Source organism: Enterobacter sp. V87_3 (assembly GCF_029967835.1).
Taxonomy (GTDB): domain Bacteria; phylum Pseudomonadota; class Gammaproteobacteria; order Enterobacterales; family Enterobacteriaceae; genus Enterobacter; species Enterobacter cancerogenus.
In genome coordinates this window covers 46,359-64,301 of record NZ_JASCAM010000035.1, presented here as the reverse complement: position 1 = coordinate 64,301, position 17,943 = coordinate 46,359, and the positions used below count along the sequence as shown (strand labels likewise).

The 17,943-nt window shown below is 57.9% G+C and carries 18 protein-coding genes; 15 read left to right on the top strand and 3 right to left on the bottom strand.

Going from position 1 to position 17,943, the window contains the following annotated elements; all coding sequences use genetic code 11:
• The first annotated feature begins 5 nt into the window (after positions 1 to 5).
• From QLG21_RS21870 to tssD, 8 genes are all read left to right on the top strand, one after another.
• Positions 6 to 1,508: a sugar ABC transporter ATP-binding protein gene (locus QLG21_RS21870; RefSeq protein ID WP_282485214.1), complete on the top strand. Its 1,503-nt coding sequence runs from the start codon at positions 6 to 8 to the stop codon at positions 1,506 to 1,508.
• Positions 1,508 to 2,512: an ABC transporter permease gene (locus QLG21_RS21865; protein ID WP_006179146.1), complete on the top strand. Its 1,005-nt coding sequence runs from the start codon at positions 1,508 to 1,510 to the stop codon at positions 2,510 to 2,512. Before QLG21_RS21870 ends, QLG21_RS21865 begins: the two co-directional genes overlap by 1 nt.
• On the top strand, positions 2,509 to 3,516 hold the full coding sequence (locus QLG21_RS21860) for an ABC transporter permease (RefSeq protein ID WP_006179145.1): 1,008 nt from the start codon (positions 2,509 to 2,511) through the stop codon (positions 3,514 to 3,516). Before QLG21_RS21865 ends, QLG21_RS21860 begins: the two co-directional genes overlap by 4 nt.
• A gap of 96 nt (positions 3,517 to 3,612) precedes the next feature.
• Entirely contained in the window at positions 3,613 to 4,761 is a 1,149-nt protein-coding gene (fucO, locus tag QLG21_RS21855; protein ID WP_137903766.1) for a lactaldehyde reductase, read from the top strand.
• A complete protein-coding gene (rhaM, locus tag QLG21_RS21850; protein WP_137903765.1) occupies positions 4,758 to 5,072 on the top strand; it encodes an L-rhamnose mutarotase in 315 nt (104 codons plus the stop codon). The genes fucO and rhaM overlap by 4 nt, the downstream gene beginning before the upstream one ends.
• A 355-nt stretch (positions 5,073 to 5,427) precedes the next feature.
• Positions 5,428 to 5,949 (top strand): DUF2778 domain-containing protein, encoded by a 522-nt coding sequence (locus QLG21_RS21845; RefSeq protein ID WP_137903764.1) that lies wholly within the window; start codon positions 5,428 to 5,430, stop codon positions 5,947 to 5,949.
• On the top strand, positions 5,924 to 6,196 hold the full coding sequence (locus QLG21_RS21840) for a hypothetical protein (protein WP_137903763.1): 273 nt from the start codon (positions 5,924 to 5,926) through the stop codon (positions 6,194 to 6,196). The genes QLG21_RS21845 and QLG21_RS21840 overlap by 26 nt, the downstream gene beginning before the upstream one ends.
• 1 nt (position 6,197) lies before the next feature.
• Positions 6,198 to 6,689: a type VI secretion system tube protein TssD gene (tssD, locus tag QLG21_RS21835; protein WP_042322658.1), complete on the top strand. Its 492-nt coding sequence runs from the start codon at positions 6,198 to 6,200 to the stop codon at positions 6,687 to 6,689.
• Between the two features lie 79 nt (positions 6,690 to 6,768).
• On the opposite strand, the gene QLG21_RS21830 is transcribed toward tssD, so the two are convergent.
• Entirely contained in the window at positions 6,769 to 7,317 is a 549-nt protein-coding gene (locus QLG21_RS21830) for an XRE family transcriptional regulator (RefSeq protein WP_282485213.1), read from the bottom strand.
• 102 nt (positions 7,318 to 7,419) lie between these two features.
• Between QLG21_RS21830 and QLG21_RS21825 the strand changes: the two genes are divergently transcribed.
• The 6 genes from QLG21_RS21825 to QLG21_RS21800 all read left to right on the top strand — a co-directional run bounded on the left by QLG21_RS21825 (position 7,420) and on the right by QLG21_RS21800 (position 13,293).
• A complete protein-coding gene (locus QLG21_RS21825; RefSeq protein WP_006179138.1) occupies positions 7,420 to 8,079 on the top strand; it encodes an AzlC family ABC transporter permease in 660 nt (219 codons plus the stop codon).
• Complete coding sequence (locus QLG21_RS21820) at positions 8,079 to 8,402, top strand: AzlD domain-containing protein (RefSeq protein ID WP_006179137.1); 324 nt, start codon at positions 8,079 to 8,081, stop codon at positions 8,400 to 8,402. The genes QLG21_RS21825 and QLG21_RS21820 overlap by 1 nt, the downstream gene beginning before the upstream one ends.
• A gap of 186 nt (positions 8,403 to 8,588) precedes the next feature.
• Positions 8,589 to 9,035 (top strand): PTS fructose transporter subunit IIA, encoded by a 447-nt coding sequence (locus QLG21_RS21815; RefSeq protein WP_137903761.1) that lies wholly within the window; start codon positions 8,589 to 8,591, stop codon positions 9,033 to 9,035.
• A 9-nt stretch (positions 9,036 to 9,044) separates the two neighbouring features.
• On the top strand, positions 9,045 to 10,490 hold the full coding sequence (locus QLG21_RS21810) for a PTS fructose-like transporter subunit IIBC (protein WP_137903760.1): 1,446 nt from the start codon (positions 9,045 to 9,047) through the stop codon (positions 10,488 to 10,490).
• Positions 10,480 to 11,541 (top strand): aminopeptidase, encoded by a 1,062-nt coding sequence (locus QLG21_RS21805; RefSeq protein ID WP_137903759.1) that lies wholly within the window; start codon positions 10,480 to 10,482, stop codon positions 11,539 to 11,541. The genes QLG21_RS21810 and QLG21_RS21805 overlap by 11 nt, the downstream gene beginning before the upstream one ends.
• Before the next feature lie 9 nt (positions 11,542 to 11,550).
• Positions 11,551 to 13,293 (top strand): putative frv operon regulatory protein, encoded by a 1,743-nt coding sequence (locus QLG21_RS21800; protein WP_137903758.1) that lies wholly within the window; start codon positions 11,551 to 11,553, stop codon positions 13,291 to 13,293.
• Positions 13,294 to 13,344: 51 nt separating this feature from the next.
• Here QLG21_RS21800 and QLG21_RS21795 read toward each other — a convergent pair whose 3' ends face one another.
• Both QLG21_RS21795 and fdhD read right to left on the bottom strand, forming a co-directional pair.
• Complete coding sequence (locus tag QLG21_RS21795) at positions 13,345 to 13,557, bottom strand: DUF1471 domain-containing protein (RefSeq protein ID WP_102892110.1); 213 nt, start codon at positions 13,555 to 13,557, stop codon at positions 13,345 to 13,347.
• 115 nt (positions 13,558 to 13,672) lie between these two features.
• Positions 13,673 to 14,509, bottom strand: coding sequence for a formate dehydrogenase accessory sulfurtransferase FdhD (gene fdhD / locus QLG21_RS21790; RefSeq protein WP_042322655.1), 837 nt, complete (start codon positions 14,507 to 14,509; stop codon positions 13,673 to 13,675).
• Between the two features lie 381 nt (positions 14,510 to 14,890).
• Between fdhD and fdnG the strand changes: the two genes are divergently transcribed.
• Positions 14,891 to 17,941: a formate dehydrogenase-N subunit alpha gene (fdnG, locus tag QLG21_RS21785; protein ID WP_088209362.1), complete on the top strand. Its 3,051-nt coding sequence runs from the start codon at positions 14,891 to 14,893 to the stop codon at positions 17,939 to 17,941.
• Positions 17,942 to 17,943: the final 2 nt, after the last annotated feature.

Genomic DNA, 17,943 nt, shown 5'->3' with positions numbered 1-17,943 from the left:
CTATCATGACCCCATTGCTACAGCTTTCGGGCATCACCAAGGTCTTCCCCGGGGTGCGCGCCCTTGAGAATGTGCAGCTTGCGCTGTGGCCCGGCAAAGTGACCGCGCTTATCGGCGAAAACGGCGCGGGCAAATCGACGCTGGTCAAAGTGATGACCGGCATTTATCAGCCTGACGAGGGCGAAATCCTCTATAAGGCTATCCCTGTACACCTCCCGACGCCGGAATCGGCGCACAAGATCGGCATTACCGCCATTCATCAGGAAACGGTGCTGTTCGATGAACTGTCGGTCACCGAAAATATTTTTGTCGGCCAGTATCTCTGTAAAGGCGTTTTCAACACCCTCGACTGGCCGGCGATGCACCGTCGGGCGCAGGCTATCCTCACGCGTCTGGAAGTGCAGATCGACCCGCGCGCAACGCTGAAAACCCTGAGCATCGCCCAGCGTCATATGGTCGCCATCGCCCGCGCGCTGTCGTTTGAGGCGCAGGTGGTGATCCTTGATGAACCGACCGCCGCGCTGTCGCAGCATGAAATTCTCGAGTTCTATCAGATAGTGGAGCGCCTGAAGCAGGAGGGAAAAGCGATCCTGTTTATCTCCCACAAGTTCGACGAGATTTTTGAGCTGGCGGATCACTACACCATTTTGCGCGACGGCGTGTTTGTCGGGGAAGGATCGATAAACGCGATCACCGAAGAGCGGATGGTGTCGATGATGGTCGGGCGGGCCATTACCCAGACCTTCCCGAAAGTCGACTGCGAAAAAGGCGAGACGGTGCTGGAGGTGAAAAATCTTTGCCACCCGACCGAGTTCGCTAATATCTCGTTCTCCCTGCGCAAGGGCGAGATCCTCGGTTTTTACGGGCTGGTCGGCGCGGGTCGTACCGAGTTGATGCAGGCGCTTTCCGGCATCACCCGTCCGTCCTCGGGCGAGATTGTGCTTAACGGTAAAACGCAGCATTTCCGCCAGCCGGCGGACGCCATCAACGCCGGCATTGTCTGCGTGCCGGAAGAACGCCAGAAACAGGGGGCGATTATCGCGCTGCCGATTGCGCAGAACATCAGTCTGCCGCAGCTCGGCAAACTTAACCCGAACGGCGTGCTGCATGACGACCGCGAATGGCGACTGGCTGACGAATACGCCACCCGCCTGCAGGTCAAAGCCTTTAGCTGGAAACAGGCGGTGGAAACCCTCTCCGGCGGCAACCAGCAAAAGGTGGTGATCGGCAAGTGGCTGGCGACGCATCCTGACGTGATCATCCTCGATGAGCCGACTAAAGGCATCGATATCGGCTCAAAAGCCGCCGTTCATCAATTTATGTCTGAACTGGTGGGTCAGGGGCTGGCGGTGATTATGGTCTCGTCCGATCTGCCGGAAGTGATGGGCATGGCGGACCGCATCATCGTGATGCACGAAGGGCTGATGGTGGCCGAATATCAGGCGGGCGACGCGACGGCGGAAACCATCGTCAGCGCCGCCAGCGGTGTAAAACAGGAGGCGGCGTGATGCTTAACTCACTGATGAAACACCGTGAAGCCCTGCTGGGCGCGGTCATTGTGCTGATGATTGTCGCCATCGGCAGCCGCGTGCCGTCGTTTCTCGCGCCGGGCAACCTGGTGGAGATATTCAATGACACGTCGATTCTGATCGTTCTCGCCCTCGGGCAGATGATGGTGCTGCTGACCAAAGGCATCGACCTCTCCATGGCGGCCAACCTGGCGCTAACCGGGATGATCGTCGCGCTGATTAACTTCCACTACCCGGACGTGCCCGTCTGGGGGCTACTGATGCTGGCAAGCGCGCTCGGGCTGGTAATGGGGATGATTAACGGCCTGCTGGTGTGGAAACTGGGTATTCCGGCGATTGTGGTCACCCTCGGCACCATGAGCATTTATCGCGGAATTATCTTTCTGCTTTCCGGCGGCGGCTGGGTCAACGCCAACCAGATGAGCGCGGACTTCCTCGGCCTGCCGCGCGCGGCGGTGTTGGGCCTGCCGGTGCTAAGCTGGTGCGCCGTTGCCGCGCTGCTGCTGGTGGGCTACTTCCTGCGCTACAGCCGCACCGGCCGCGCGCTGTATACCGCAGGCGGCAACGCTACCGCAGCGTATTACACCGGGATCAACGTCGGAAAAATGCAGTTCGTCAGCTTCTGCCTTTCCGGCCTGCTGGCTGGCTTCTGCGGCTATCTGTGGATCTCCCGCTTTGCCGTTGCGTATGTCGACGTGGCTAACGGTTTTGAGCTGCAGGTCGTGGCAGCCTGTGTGATTGGTGGGATCAGCACCATGGGCGGCACCGGGCGCGTGCTCGGCTGTCTGTTCGGCGCGCTGTTCCTCGGCGTCATCAATAACGCCCTGCCGGTAATCGGCGTCTCGCCGTTCTGGCAAATGGCGATTTCCGGCACGGTGATCGTCATTGCGGTGCTGCTCAACGAACGCGGCAACAAACGTAAAGGCAGGCTGATCCTGCGCGACGCGGCGCTGGCGCGTCAGAAACTGGCGGTGAAATCATGAGCAAAATGATGACCACTGAAGAGATCAAAAACGTGCCTGCTGCGCCGGGCCTGCTCCAGCGCCTGCTGTGCTGGGAAGGTTTCCTGCTGGCCGTTACGCTGGCGGTGTTCGTGGGCAACGCCCTCGCCTCGCCTTACTTCCTCAACGTCTGGAACCTCTCCGACGCGACGTTCAACTTCACCGAGAAGGCGATCATCGTCCTGCCGATGGCGATGCTAATTATCGCCCGTGAGATTGACCTGTCGGTGGCCTCGACCATCGCGCTCAGCTCTACGGCGATGGGTTTTTGCGCGGCGGCGGGCATGGATACGCCCCTGCTGGTGTGCGTGGGATTAGGCGTCGGGCTGCTGTGCGGGCTGTTCAACGGCATTCTGGTGACGCGCTTTAACCTGTCGTCCATCGTCATCACCATCGGCACCATGAGCCTGTACCGCGGGATCACCTACATCCTGCTGGGTGATCAGGCGCTGAACAGCTACCCGGAGAGCTTCGCGTGGCTGGGGCAAGGCTACGTCTGGGGCGCGCTGTCGTTTGAGTTTGCGCTGTTTATCGTGCTGGCAGCCGTGTTTGCCTTTGTGCTGCACCGCACCAACTTTGGTCGCCGCACGTACGCCATCGGCAATAACCCGACCGGCGCGTGGTATGCCGGGATCAACGTTAAACGCCACAACCTGATCCTGTTTGCGCTGGTGGGGCTGATGGCGGGCCTCGCCTCGGTGCTGCTCACCTCGCGCCTGGGCAGCACGCGCCCGACGATTGCGATGGGCTGGGAACTGGCGGTGGTGACGATGGCGGTGCTCGGCGGCGTCAATATTTTAGGCGGGTCCGGCAGCATGGTCGGCGTGATCATCGCCGCCTTCCTGATGGGGCTGGTGACCTTTGGCCTGAGCCTGCTAAACGTGCCCGGCATCGTGATGTCAGTGATCGTCGGCGCAATGCTGATCGTGGTGATTTCACTGCCGATTATCACGCGACGGATGATGCAGCGAAGACGGATTCCATAGCCGGGTGGCACTACGTTTACCCGGTCTGCGGATCGCAGGCCCGCGCAAGCGCAGCGCCGCCGGGCATAAAAATCACAGTAATTAAGGAGAATTATCATGAGCTTTATGTTGGCGCTTCCTAAAATCAGCCTGCACGGCGCGGGCGCAATCGGCGATATGGTCAACCTGGTGGCGAACAAGCAGTGGGGAAAAGCGCTGATTGTCACCGACGGCCAGCTGGTTAAACTCGGCCTGCTCGACAGCCTGTTTACCGCACTGGATGCCCACGAGATGTCGTATCACCTGTTTGATGAGGTGTTCCCGAACCCAACGGAAGCGCTGGTGCAACAGGGGTTTGCGGCATTCCGCGACGCGGAGTGTGATTACCTGATCGCCTTCGGCGGCGGCAGCCCGATCGATACCGCTAAGGCGATCAAAATTCTGACCGCTAACCCCGGCCCGTCCACCGCCTACTCCGGCGTCGGCAAGGTGAAAAACGCGGGCGTGCCGCTGGTAGCGATCAATACCACCGCCGGTACGGCGGCGGAGATGACCAGCAACGCGGTAATTATTGATTCCGCGCGTCAGGTGAAAGAGGTGATTATCGATCCGAACATCATCCCGGATATTGCCGTGGACGACGCCAGCGTGATGCTTGATATTCCGGCTTCCGTCACCGCCGCGACGGGGATGGACGCCCTGACCCACGCCATCGAAGCCTACGTTTCCGTAGGTGCGCACCCGCTCACCGACGCCAACGCGCTGGAAGCGATTCGCCTGATCACCCTGTGGCTGCCGAAAGTGGTCGACGAGGGCCATAACCTTGAAGCCCGCGAGCAGATGGCGTTCGGGCAGTATCTTGCGGGCATGGCGTTTAACAGCGCCGGTCTGGGTCTGGTTCACGCCCTGGCGCATCAACCGGGCGCGACGCACAACCTGCCGCACGGCGTGTGTAACGCCATCCTGCTGCCGATCATCGAAAACTTTAACCGCCCGAACGCGGTGGCGCGCTTTGCCCGCGTGGCGCAGGCGATGGGTGTCGATACGCGCGGGATGAGCGATGAAGCAGCAAGTATGTCAGCCATTCAGGCGATTCGCGATCTGAGTACCCGCGTCGGCATTCCGTCCGGCTTTAGCCAGCTCGGCGTAACCAAAGCGGACATCGAAGGCTGGCTGGATAAAGCCCTCGCCGACCCGTGCGCACCTTGCAACCCGCGAACCGCCAGCCGCGATGAGGTCCGCGAGCTGTACCTGGAGGCATTATGATCCGCAAAGCGTTTGTCATGCAGGTTAACCCGGACGCGCACGAAGAGTACGCGCGCCGCCACAATCCCATCTGGCCAGAGCTGGAAGCTGTGCTGAAAGACCACGGCGCGCACCATTACGCCATCTATCTCGACAAGGAACGCCACCTGCTGTTCGCAACCGTAGAGATTGAATCCGAAGCGCGCTGGAACGCGGTAGCAAGTACCGACGTCTGCCAACGCTGGTGGAAACACATGCGCGAGGTTATGCCGTCGAACCCGGACAACAGCCCGGTGAGCGCGGAGTTGATAGAGGTGTTTTACCTGGAATAATGCGTTTTACGCTGCCGCCTTCGCGGCAGCGTCATAAGACGGTAATTGCATCGTTCCCGCGTGGAATAAGGGACAAACCGTTATTCACTTTCTTCGCTGTCTTGCTGACAGAGCCGGTAGTCATACGGCACTTTTCTCGAGTTTTCATTCACTCCCCTTAATTTGGTTAAAAAATGCCTGGTCAATGTCTCAAAAAGGCATCGATAGGGCGTAAATATGATCAGCCTTTACCTTCTTAAACGGCATCGGGCATACGCTTAAGCGAACAGGCACATGACAAGGACGAGATGAGGATGACATTTTCGGCCTCTGTAATGGCAGTAGTGTTGATGGGTGTAATAAGAGGTGGGTAAATATGGCCTTACACGGAACGTTGATACTTAATGGTGCAGATTATGCGCCCTTTAACCTGTATGGGGTCGGGGTTTTTATGGCTCACTCCGGGCAGGGTACCTACCGAAATAATGCCAGTTGCGCAGCCATCCCCACCCAAGGTCCATTGCCACCAGGCAAATACTGGATCATTGAGCGTGGGAACGGCGGCTTCGCCTCCGCGTTGAAAGCGAAATCGCAAGATCTCGTCAATCGGTATTTTTACGGCGCAGAGTTTAACCGCGATGAGTGGTTTGCGTTATACAGGGATGACTTCGGCATAGACGATGGAACGTGGGTTGAGCACGTTCAGCGAGGTCTATTCAGGCTCCACCCTGGGACTATCTCCGAGGGCTGCATCACTATCGCCCATAACTCCGATTACGGGATAATAAGAGATGCATTGATGAACACAACGCAAATGCAAATACCTTGTATGCGTTCCCTTATGGCCCGAGGTTGGGTAGAGGTGATTGACGGTGGCTTTACCAAAACTTGTACGTAGGGTTGCGAAGACGATTTACTTTATCGCTTTGTCTTTCCCCGTAGGGCGTACTCTGGGCCCCGCTGAAGGTTGGTTTGACTATGAATTAGCACACCGGATCGGTGAAGTATTTTATGGGGCGGGTGAGATAGGTCAGGATGCTCTTTATGAGGTTTATACCTACATTGGGCTGATGGCCATTCTACTCATTACAGCGCCCCTCTATCTCTTAACAATGAAGTTACTCAAAAAAATAAGGAACACATAACATGCCAATTCCTCCCTATATGTGGCTCAAAGACGATGGCGGTGCAGATATCAAAGGCTCAGTAGATGTCAAAGACCGCGAAGGAAGCATTGAGATTATCGGGCTGAGTCATGGCGTCAATTTGCCGGTAGACAGCGCTAATGGGGCAATCACCGGTACGCGTCAGCACTCTTCAATGAGAATCGAAAAGGAAGTGGATAGTTCTACTCCCTATCTTTATAAAGCCGCTGCCACCGGCCAGGCGCTGAAAAGCGCAGAAATTAAGTTCTATCACATCAACGATGCAGGTCAGGAGGTGTGTTATTACACCGTGTTTATGGAGAACGTAAAGGTAACCGGCGTTAACTGTAGCGTGCCAAACGTGAAAATCGCAGCCAACGATAAAATCAATCACGTCGAAAGCGTCAGCTTGCAGTATGAGAAAATTACCTGGCGCATTGTTGACGGCAATATCCAGCATAGCGACGCGTGGAACGAACGCGCCACGGCATGAAGATGAGGCGGCACGGGGCTGCTGGCGGTGGTGGCAAACAGCCCAGGCGATTTGTCCATGGCTTTTAACGACGTGATCGTTAATTTTGTTCCGCCACCAGCAGCGCGTGCGTGTCCGGCTCCAGCGCCTTAAAGATATGCGGCAGGTCTGCCGGGTAACAGATGTAGTCCCCTTCCCCCAACTCCTCCGGGTTATCCAGTAGCCCCACTTTCGCGCGACCCTGGGTCACGATAATGTGCTCTACCGATCCCGGCGGATGCGGCTGGGAAATGCGGTCTGCGCCAGGCTGGGTGAGCAGCAAATAGATATCACGCCGCGCCCCCGGCGGGCATGCCGCCAGCAATATGGCTTCATAGTTGGCCTGCCCGGCAATCACCCTGGTTCCTTCTCCCCGACGGATCACCTGCGTCGTGGGCAGCTGCGGCTCCAGCAGACGGGCAAAGGGAATATCCAGCGCCACGCAAAGCGACCAGAGCGTTTCCAGGCTCGGGTTGCCGTTGCCGGACTCAAGCTGCGAAAGCGTGGATTTCGCGATCCCGGCACGGCGGGCAATTTCCGCCAGTGAGTGCCCGGTTCGCAGGCGTTCTCGCACCAGACTTTTGGCGATCACGCTGATTGGCTGCGTCATAAACGGCCCTATACTCTGTTAAAACGAACGATTCGTTCATCTTGTAAAACATCGTTGATCCGTTCATTATAATGGAAATACGTTCGATATGGCTAAAATTGTATGACGCATCCTCTCTCCTGCCTCAAAGGCGACACGATAAAAGCGATCGTTCTGGTCTGCCTGGCGGTTGGCGTCGTCGGCATGTCTTATGGATCGCTGGCGATGGCGTACGGGTTTCCGCTCTGGGTGCCCTTTGTCCTGTCACTCACCGTGCTGGCGGGTGCATCCGAGTTTATGTTTATCGGCATTGTGGCGAGCGGCGGTAACCCGCTGGCGGCCGCGGCGGCGGGATTACTGGTTAACGCCCGCCACGTTCCGTTTGGCGTCACGGTGCGCGAGCTGGTCGGCAAACGCGGCCTGAGCTTCCTGGGCTGCCACATCATGAATGACGAAAGCGTGGTGTTTGGGCTGTCGCAAAACACGCCCGAGCAGCGTAAAGCCGCCTACTGGCTGTGCGGCCTGGGCGTGGCCATCATCTGGCCGCTTGGCGCGTTGCTGGGGGCGATGGTCGGCAAACTGCTGCCGGACCCGGAAACCATCGGCCTGGACGCGGTTTTCCCCGCCATTTTGCTGGCGTTAGTGGTACCGGCGTTTAAAAACCGCACCACGCTTATCCGCGCCTGTAGCGGCGCGGTGCTGTCGCTGGCCGCCGTGCCGTTTGCCCCGGTCGGCTTGCCGGTACTGCTCTCGTTACTGGGCCTCGCCGCGAGGAAAAAATAATGGAAAACATGACGCTATTTATTCTTGGCATCGCCATTCTCTCGGCGGGAACCTACCTCATGCGCCTTGGCGGGGCGAAGCTTGGCAGTCGGCTGGCATTGTCCGAACGCTCTCAGGCGCTGCTGTCGGATGCGGCGACGGTGCTGCTTTTTTCCGTGGCGCTGGCGACCACCTTCTATGAAGGGGAGCATTTCGCCGGCATGGCTCGCGTGCTCGGCGTGGCCTTTGCGGTGTTTTTAGCCTGGCGAAAAATGCCGCTGATCGTGGTGATTATCGCGGCGGCAATCGTGACGGCACTGCTGCGGCTGGCCGGTATTCATTAATCCCCCTCCCTTCCTGACGATGTCATATTCGTCAGGAAAATCAATCCTCTCCGGTATGTGGCCTCGCCCACATTTTTTCGCTTCCGTTCGGTGCTGTCTTGTCACGCCCGGCTGACATTTTCACGCTCAGCCTCCTGCCGCCGCCCCCGTAGAATCAGGTCACGCAATTCTCAACGGAGTGACACGATGGCGCACCTGACAGCCGACTGTATCGACCTCAATATCCATGGCAACACCCCCTATTCCATCCTCAAAACGCTGGCGGACATGGCCTGGCAAAATGGCTTCGTCAGCGACCGCGGCGCGTTCTTACAAACGCTTCTGTTGCGCGAAAAGCTGCACTCCACCGGTTTTGGCTCGGGTGTCGCCGTACCCCACGGCAAAAGCCCTGCGGTGAAGCAGCCCTTCGTGCTGTTTGCGCGTAACGCCTCGGGCGTCGACTGGAAAGCCAGCGACGGCGAAGCGGTAACCTGCTGGATCTGCCTTGGCGTGCCGCAACAGGGGGAAGACGGGCAGGTGAAAATGATTGGCACCCTGTGCCGGAAGATCATTCATCCGGCGTTTATTTCACAGCTCAAGCAGGGCGATCGGCACCAGATCCTGGCGCTGCTCAACCAGACATTGGGCGAATAGGAGCGAGCGATGGAAACGACGTTACGGCTTGTCGCCATTACTAACTGTCCGGCAGGCATTGCGCACACCTATATGGTGGCCGAGGCGCTGGAGCGAAAGGCGCGTGCTTTAGGGCATACCATTCAGGTTGAGACCCAGGGTTCCAGCGGGGTGGAAAATCATCTGAGCGATGAGGCGATCCGTGAAGCGGACTACGTGATTCTGGCAACCGGTCGTGGGCTTAGCGCCGACGATCGCGCCCGTTTTGCCGGGAAACAGGTTTTCCAGATCCCGATTTCACACGCGCTGAAGAATATCGACGCTATTTTTAACAACTTATCCACGCAATCGCAGCGGTTCACTGCCGATAGCGCCGTAAAGCTGGGCAAACAGGATGTGCAGAAAGGCAGCGTGATGAGCCACCTGATGGCGGGCGTCTCAGCCGCGCTGCCGTTTGTGATTGGCGGCGGTATTCTGGTGGCACTCGCTAATATGCTTGTCCAGCTTGGCCTGCCCTATACCGATATGGCGAAAGGTACGCCTTCGTTTGCCTGGGTGGTGGAGTCCATCGGTTATCTCGGCTTTACCTTTATGATCCCGATTATGGGCGCGTACATCGCCCTGTCGATTGGCGATAAACCGGCGTTCGCTCCGGCTTTTCTGGTGTGTTATCTGGCGAACGATAAAGGGCTGCTCGGCACGCAGTCCGGGGCGGGTTTCCTCGGGGCGGTCGTGCTGGGACTGGCTATCGGCTATTTCGTGCTGTGGTTTCGCAAGCTCAGGCTCGGCAAGGCGCTGCAGCCGCTGCTCGGCTCTATGCTGATCCCGTTTGTGACGCTTCTCGTCTTCGGTGTGCTGACTTACTACGCGATCGGCCCGTTGATGTCCGATCTGATGGGCGGCCTGCTGCACCTCCTCAATACCATTCCGCCGTCGATGAAGCTTGGCGCAGCGTTCCTCGTGGGCGCGATGCTGGCGTTTGACATGGGCGGCCCGGTCAATAAAACCGCGTGGTTTTTCTGCTTCTCGCTACTGGAAAAACACATCTACGACTGGTACGCCATCGTCGGCGTGGTCGCGCTGATGCCGCCCGTCGCGGCGGGCATCGCAACCTATCTTGCTCCCGGGCTTTTCACCCAGCAGGAGAAAGCGGCAGCCAGCAGCGCCATCGTGGTGGGTGCAACCGTAGCCACCGAACCGGCAATCCCCTACGCGCTGGCGGCGCCGCTGCCGATGCTTACCGCGAATACCCTCAGCGGCGGCATTGCGGGCATGCTGACCCTCTCGTTTGGCCTCCAGCGTCTCGCACCGGGGCTGGGCGTGTTTGACCCGCTGATTGGCCTGATGTCTCCGGCGGGCGCGTTCTATCTGGTGCTGGGCATCGGTCTGGCAATAAACATTACGTTAATAATCGTGTTAAAGGGCTGGTGGCTGAAGCGTAAAGCCGCCCGTCCGGAGGTTGCACATGAACATTGAGTTACTGAAATCGCTCTGCGATGCCAGCGCGGTCAGCGGCGATGAGCAGGAAGTCCGCACCATTCTGATCGACGCCCTGCACCACCATGCCGACGAAATCACCTTCGACGGGCTGGGCAGCGTCATCGCCCGCAAAGGTTCACGCGGGCCCAAAGTGGCTATCGTCGGGCATATGGACGAAGTGGGCTTTATGGTCACCCACATCACCGAGGCGGGGTTTATTCGGTTTGACACCGTCGGCGGCTGGTGGAGCCAGTCAATGCTTAACCATCGGGTCACCCTCCGCACCCGCGAAGGCAAGAAAATCCCGGGCATTATCGGGTCCGTTGCGCCCCATGCGCTGAGCGAAAAGCAAAAGCAGCAGCCGATGAATATTGAGGATATGTTTATCGATATTGGCGCGAACAGCCGCGAAGAGGTGGAAAAACTCGGCATTCGGATGGGTGATTTTGTCAGCCCCGAGGCCAACTTTGCCCGCTGGGGAGAGGACAAAATCGTCGCCAAAGCGCTGGATAACCGCGTGGGCTGCGCCCTGATGGCCGAATTGCTGATCGGCGTCAATAACCCTAACATCCGCCTGTACGGCGTGGGCAGCGTCGAGGAGGAGGTTGGTTTACGCGGGGCGCAAACCTCCGCAGAGTGCGTCAAACCCGACGTGGTGATCGTGCTTGATACCGCCGTCGCGGGCGATGTTCCCGGCATCGACGGCGTGAAATATCCGCTGAAAGTCGGCCACGGCCCCGGCGTGATGCTGTTCGATAAACGCTATTTTGCTAATCAGAAGCTGCTTGCTTTACTCAAACAGAGCGCGGAAAACGCGCAAGCACCGCTGCAGTTCAGCACCATGAAAACCGGCGCGACCGATGGCGGGCGTTATAACGTGATGGGCGGCGGCCGGCCAGTCGTCGCACTTTGCTTGCCGACACGTTATCTGCACGCCAACAGCGGTATGATCGCTGAAAAGGATTATGACGCGGCGCTGAAGATGGTGCATAACCTGCTGATGTCGCTGGATGACAGGCAGGTCGCCGCGCTCACGGATTTTCGCTAAGGATCGGTCATGCTCAACGAACGCCAGTTGGCCTTACTCAATGCGCTGGAGTCACAGCCCGCCGCGCCGGGCACGCTGGCGCAGCAAACCGGCGTTTCCGCCCGCACCATCCTGCGGGATATCGACTACATCAATTTTACCCTCGGCGGCAAGGCGCGGATCAGCGCCTCCGGCAGCGCGGTGTATCAGCTGGATATCATTGACAGGAAACAGTATTTCCAGCTTTTACAGCGTCATGATAATGATGACCGGTTGCTGGCGTTGCTGCTGATCCGCCCGGTCACGACCCGGGCGCAGCTGGCGGATGCGCTTAATCTTCCCGATGCCTGGATTGCGGAACGCCTGCCGCGACTCCGCCAGCGATACGCGCGCGCCTTTACCCTTGCCAGCAGGCCAGGCGCCGGGTACTTCGTCGACGTCGATCAGGACAAACGCATTATCCTGCTGGCGAACCTCTTCAAAAAAGATCCGCTGGTCTACCCGCTGCCGGGCATAAACCCGGCGGTCCTGGGCAGGCTGCACGCACGCTGCCAGATGCTCACGGCGTGGCCGGATATTCATGGCGACTATCTGGTCAGCGTCCTCCTGGCCGTTTACGCGCTGCGCCAGCACCCGATTCTTTCGGCCGGTTGCCCTGACACGGACGCGCTTGAAGCGTGCTGTGAACAGGCGGGGCTTTGGCCGGGGCCTGACGTCCTGAGCGTGTTGTCCCGCAGGCTGGACCGCTTACAGCACAGTGCAAATGCGATAACCCCGCAGTACGTCGCGGACCACCTCACCACCCTGGCCTCCCCCGTCCAGCCGCAGGCGATTGATGCGCAGCTCACGGACGAACTGACCGCGCATCTGAAAAGATGCGTTGCCATGCCAAACTGGTTTCCCGAAAGCCGGCCTGGCTCGATGAATCATCTCAAAGCGGCCTGGCCTGCGGCGTTTGATATGAGCGTGAAATTTATCAATCAGCTGCGAAAGGTAATGGATATACCGCTTATCGACAGCGATCTCCCTGGCCTCTATTTTGCCTGCGCGCTTGAGCGGCACCATAGCGAATGGACGCCAATCGTTTTACTTGCCGATCAAAACGCCATTGCGACCATCAATAAAATGGCCATAGAACGGGAGGTGATGAACTGCCGGGTGGTGGTGGTGCTCACGCCCGAGGCGCTGGCGGCAGTTCAGGACGAATGCCAGCCAGCCCTGATTGTGAATAACAGCCACTATTTGCTGGATGACAGCCAGCGAGACGTGCTGCCTATCCGCAATATCATTACCGCGGCGGGTATCGAGCAGATTAAAGATTTTCTCGCGTCGGCGTTTATCCGCCAGCAGCCCGACCGTTTTTTCCCACCTGAAGGTTCATTTCATTATACGAACGGCCCGGACGAAAGCTGGGACGAGGTCATCGCCGCCGTCACCACGCAGCTGTTTGTGAAAACCGCTATTACGCAGGATGAAGCCCTGCGCATCTGTCAGCGCGAGCGGGAAGGCGAGAATCTGGTGGTGAATCATGTGGCGATCCCCCACTGCTGGAGCGAGGTGCAACGCCCCTTTCGGGGATATTTTATTACGCTTGAACGCGCGATTCGGGTGAACGGTGAAAGCGTTATGCATGTGCTTATCGCCTGTGCCAGCGCGGAGAATCGACAAGAGCTGAAAATTTTTAGCTTTTTAGCGAGCGTGTTAAGCCGCCATTCGTCGCAGCGGATTGAGAGCGTGGGGCATTACGAGGGATTTATTGCGTTACTGCACTGAGAGAGGGAACCTGTCCCGGCTCCGAAGAGCCTGGGACAGCGGCTGTACGGCTTATTTGTTCAGTTCTGCCGTCATGTGTACGCGGTTACCGGTGAACGCCTGGGTGATTTTGTAAGAGGACGCGCCCGCTTCCTGAGCCTGTGCGGCGATTTTAGCTTCTGCACCATCAAGCGTAGAGGCGGTAGCCGTCACGGATTGTGCTGCGAATGAACCAAAAGAGGTAGCCAGAGCGATAACTGCGACAAAAGTTTTGATGCTGTTCATGTGTTTAAACCCTTTCATTAAGTTGTTTAGGTAAGGCACCGTGCCTTGATGAGATAAATAATAGACCTCATCCCGACCAACTAAAAGCGGAAGGATTTGCTCACATTATTCAAATTTATTGATTAACAAGTAGTCGCTGTTCATGGGTATAGATTGTGGCTCTTCCCGGCTTGCAGAACCCCACCAGCGTCAGGTTGCAGCGCTCCGCCACTTCCACTGCCAGCGTAGTGGCCGCCGATACGGCAAACAGAATTTCCACGCCGCACATCGCCGCTTTCTGCACCATCTCATAGCTTGCCCGGCTTGAGACCAGCGCGGCGCCCTGCTGCCAGACGTCGCTTTCGCGCGCCCGACGGCCCAACAGCTTGTCCAGCGCCACGTGGCGGCCCACGTCTTCATGTCCACCCGCAATTGTTCCGCACGGCAACACCCAGGCCGCCGCATGCGTACAGCCGCTCAGTTGCCCGATGGGCTGGACTGTGTTCAGTTGCTCCAGCGCCCTATCAAGGTGCGCCAAATCGAACGTTTGGGTGAACGGCAGCGGCGCGATGGGCTTGCCGATATCGTTGAGTTGTTCAACGCCACACACCCCGCAACCGGTGCGCCCGGCCAGCGCGCGACGGCGCTCTTTCAGCCCCATAAAGCGGCGGCTGGAAAGCTCGATCTGGACTTCCAGCCCGTTACAGGCCTGCACCACGTCCATGCCATAGATATCCTGCGGACGCGCAATAATGCCTTCCGACAGGGAAAACCCAATGGCGAACAGCTCGAGATCTTTCGGGGAGGCCATCATCACCACATGCGAAATTCCGTTGTACACCAGGGCAACGGGTACTTCTTCCGCCAGATAATCGGGCGTGGCATGGGTTATGTGGGGCGGTCTGTGTACCGACCGTTCCACAGTGCCAGCAGGCAGTGGTAACGCGTGGGCAGCACGGTTTTGTTTAAACACAACGGTATTCCTGAACAACCACAGAAGTGAGCCTGCTATTGCATCACAAACGGCAGGCCTTACGCATAGTATGGATCAACTTTTCATCACCCATTGCCCGTCAGTTTACCTACTCATTAGGGAGAGGCGCAATGCAGGCGCGGCTACACCTCTTTAACATAAATCGGGTGCCATGTGACATATATCACAATTTATAATCAATACAGTGATAATACGCTCACTTTGTTTTAACGCTATTGAAACAGGCTTACCGACATTGTGGTATTCTGACGATATCCCTCGTGGAACTGCGGGATTAACGCAAATTTTCACCTTTGCGGCGATTTTTTGACCGCAAAGCAAAACAATAAAGCAATGTCGAAATTAACGAAGGAGTGACCCATGCAGGTCAGCAGAAGGCAGTTCTTTAAGATCTGCGCTGGCGGTATGGCAGGCACTACGGCAGCGGCGCTGGGCTTTGCCCCGGGCGTAGCGCTGGCGGAAACACGGCAGTACAAACTGCTGCGCACCCGCGAAACCCGTAACACCTGCACGTATTGCTCCGTCGGCTGTGGGCTGTTGATGTATAGCCTCGGCGACGGTGCAAAAAACGCCAAAGCATCTATCTTCCACATCGAAGGCGACCCGGATCACCCGGTCAACCGTGGTGCGTTATGCCCGAAAGGGGCCGGTCTGGTGGACTTTATCCATTCAGAAAGCCGCCTCAAATACCCAGAATATCGCGCGCCCGGCTCCGACAAATGGCAGCAAATCAGCTGGGAAGAGGCGTTTGACCGCATCGCAAAACTGATGAAAGAAGATCGCGATGCCAACTTTATTCCTCAGAACGCCGAGGGCGTAACGGTTAACCGCTGGCTCTCTACCGGTATGCTGTGCGCATCTGCCTCCAGCAACGAAACCGGCTATTTAACCCAGAAATTCACGCGCGCACTCGGTATGCTCGCGGTCGACAACCAGGCGCGTGTCTGACACGGACCAACGGTAGCAAGTCTTGCTCCAACATTTGGTCGCGGTGCGATGACCAACCACTGGGTCGACATCAAGAACGCCAACCTTGTCGTGGTGATGGGCGGTAACGCCGCTGAAGCGCACCCTGTCGGGTTCCGCTGGGCGATGGAAGCCAAAATCCATAACGGCGCGAAATTGATTGTGATCGATCCCCGCTTTACGCGTACAGCGTCAGTGGCGGATTTCTACACCCCTATTCGTTCAGGTACTGACATCACTTTCCTGTCAGGCGTATTGCTGTACCTGATGACCAACGAAAAATATAACCGCGAGTACACCGAAGCCTATACCAACGCCAGCCTGATCGTGCGTGAGGATTACCACTTCGAAGATGGCCTGTTCAGCGGTTACGACGCCGAAAAACGCAAATACGACAAAACCAGCTGGAACTACGAGCTTGATGAGAACGGCTTTGCCAAGCGCGATAAGACCCTGCAACACCCGCGTTGCGTGTGGAACCTGCTGAAAGAGCACGTCTCCCGCTATACGCCAGAGGTGGTCGAAAACATCTGCGGAACGCCGAAAGCGGACTTCCTGAAGGTGTGCGAGCTGATCGCCGAAACCAGCGCGAAAGACAAAACCGCGTCGTTCCTGTACGCACTCGGCTGGACGCAGCACTCCATCGGCGCGCAGAACATCCGTACCATGGCGATGGTTCAGCTCCTGCTCGGCAATATGGGAATGGCAGGCGGCGGCGTGAACGCCCTGCGCGGTCACTCCAACATTCAGGGCCTGACCGACCTCGGCCTGCTGTCGCAGAGCCTGACCGGTTATATGAACCTGCCAAGCGAAAAACAGACGGATCTGCAAACCTACCTGACGGCCAGCACGCCAAAACCGCTGCTCGAAGGACAGGTGAACTACTGGGGCAACTATCCGAAGTTCTTCGTCTCGATGATGAAGGCGTTCTTCGGCGATAAAGCGACGGCGGAAAACAGCTGGGGCTTTGACTGGCTGCCGAAGTGGGACAAAGGCTACGACGTCCTTCAGTACTTCGAGATGATGCACCAGGGCAAGGTCAACGGCTACTTATGCCAGGGCTTTAACCCGGTCGCCTCGTTCCCGAACAAAAACAAGGTTGTTGAGTCGCTGTCGAAGCTGAAATTCCTGGTGACGATTGACCCGCTCAACACCGAGACGTCAACCTTCTGGCAAAACCACGGTGAATCGAACGACGTCGATCCGTCGAAGATCCAGACCGAAGTGTTCCGCCTGCCGTCTACCTGCTTTGCGGAAGAGAACGGTTCTATCGTCAACTCCGGACGCTGGCTGCAGTGGCACTGGAAAGGCGCGGACGCCCCTGGCATCGCCATGAACGACGGCGAGATCCTGGCCGGTATCTTCTTGCGCATGCGTAAGATGTACGCTGCTGAAGGCGGTGCGAACCCGGAACCGGTGCTGAACATGACCTGGAACTACTCGACGCCGGAGAACCCGTCGCCAGAAGAAGTGGCGATGGAGAGCAACGGTAAGGCGCTGGCAGACGTTATCGACCCGGCGACCGGCGCCGTGCTGGCGAAAAAAGGCGATCAGCTCAGTACCTTCGCGCACCTGCGCGACGACGGCACCACGTCCAGCGGCTGCTGGATCTTTGCCGGGAGCTGGACGCCGAAAGGCAACCAGATGGCCAACCGCGATAACGCCGACCCGTCGGGCCTCGGCAATACGCTGGGCTGGGCCTGGTCATGGCCGTTGAACCGCCGCATCCTCTATAACCGTGCCTCCGCAGACCCGCAGGGTAATCCGTGGGATCCGAAGCGTCAGTTGCTGAAGTGGGACGGCGCGAAGTGGGGCGGCGTGGATATTCCGGACTACAGCACCGCAGCACCAGGCAGCGACGTCGGGCCGTTTATCATGCAGCCTGAAGGGATGGGGCGTCTGTTCGCTATCGATAAGATGGCGGAAGGTCCGTTCCCGGAACACTACGAGCCGTTTGAAACGCCACTGGGCACCAACCCGCTGCACCCGAACGTGGTCTCTAACCCGGCCGCGCGTATCTTCAAAGGCGACTTTGAAGCGCTGGGTAAAAAAGACAAGTTCCCGTACGTGGGCACCACTTACCGTCTGACCGAGCACTTCCACTACTGGACCAAGCACGCGCTGCTGAACGCCATTGCGCAGCCGGAGCAGTTTGTGGAGATCGGCGAGAAGCTGGCGAACAAGCTCGGCATCACCCATGGCGATACCGTGAAAGTCTCCTCCAACCGCGGCTATATCAAGGCCAAGGCGGTGGTGACCAAGCGTATTCGCACGCTGAACGTTCACGGTCAGGAAGTGGATACCATCGGCATCCCGATTCACTGGGGTTACGAGGGCGTGGCGAAGAAAGGGTTCATTGCGAACACCCTGACGCCGTTCGTCGGTGATGCGAACACGCAGACGCCGGAGTTTAAGGCCTTCCTCGTGAACGTGGAAAAGGTGTAACG

What these genes read in the sequence shown, in the direction of transcription:
- QLG21_RS21825 (WP_006179138.1), top strand. Translation starts at nt 7,420, where the DNA reads ATGACGCATCCTCTCTCCTGCCTCAAAGGCGACACGATAAAAGCGATC.
- QLG21_RS21805 (WP_137903759.1), top strand. Translation starts at nt 10,480, where the DNA reads ATGAACATTGAGTTACTGAAATCGCTCTGCGATGCCAGCGCGGTCAGC.
- tssD (WP_042322658.1), top strand. Translation starts at nt 6,198, where the DNA reads ATGCCAATTCCTCCCTATATGTGGCTCAAAGACGATGGCGGTGCAGAT.
- QLG21_RS21870 (WP_282485214.1), top strand. Translation starts at nt 6, where the DNA reads ATGACCCCATTGCTACAGCTTTCGGGCATCACCAAGGTCTTCCCCGGG.
- QLG21_RS21800 (WP_137903758.1), top strand. Translation starts at nt 11,551, where the DNA reads ATGCTCAACGAACGCCAGTTGGCCTTACTCAATGCGCTGGAGTCACAG.
- fucO (WP_137903766.1), top strand. Translation starts at nt 3,613, where the DNA reads ATGAGCTTTATGTTGGCGCTTCCTAAAATCAGCCTGCACGGCGCGGGC.
- QLG21_RS21830 (WP_282485213.1), bottom strand. Translation starts at nt 7,317, where the DNA reads ATGACGCAGCCAATCAGCGTGATCGCCAAAAGTCTGGTGCGAGAACGC.
- QLG21_RS21795 (WP_102892110.1), bottom strand. Translation starts at nt 13,557, where the DNA reads ATGAACAGCATCAAAACTTTTGTCGCAGTTATCGCTCTGGCTACCTCT.
- QLG21_RS21820 (WP_006179137.1), top strand. Translation starts at nt 8,079, where the DNA reads ATGGAAAACATGACGCTATTTATTCTTGGCATCGCCATTCTCTCGGCG.
- QLG21_RS21865 (WP_006179146.1), top strand. Translation starts at nt 1,508, where the DNA reads ATGCTTAACTCACTGATGAAACACCGTGAAGCCCTGCTGGGCGCGGTC.
- QLG21_RS21860 (WP_006179145.1), top strand. Translation starts at nt 2,509, where the DNA reads ATGAGCAAAATGATGACCACTGAAGAGATCAAAAACGTGCCTGCTGCG.
- rhaM (WP_137903765.1), top strand. Translation starts at nt 4,758, where the DNA reads ATGATCCGCAAAGCGTTTGTCATGCAGGTTAACCCGGACGCGCACGAA.
- QLG21_RS21815 (WP_137903761.1), top strand. Translation starts at nt 8,589, where the DNA reads ATGGCGCACCTGACAGCCGACTGTATCGACCTCAATATCCATGGCAAC.
- QLG21_RS21845 (WP_137903764.1), top strand. Translation starts at nt 5,428, where the DNA reads ATGGCCTTACACGGAACGTTGATACTTAATGGTGCAGATTATGCGCCC.
- QLG21_RS21810 (WP_137903760.1), top strand. Translation starts at nt 9,045, where the DNA reads ATGGAAACGACGTTACGGCTTGTCGCCATTACTAACTGTCCGGCAGGC.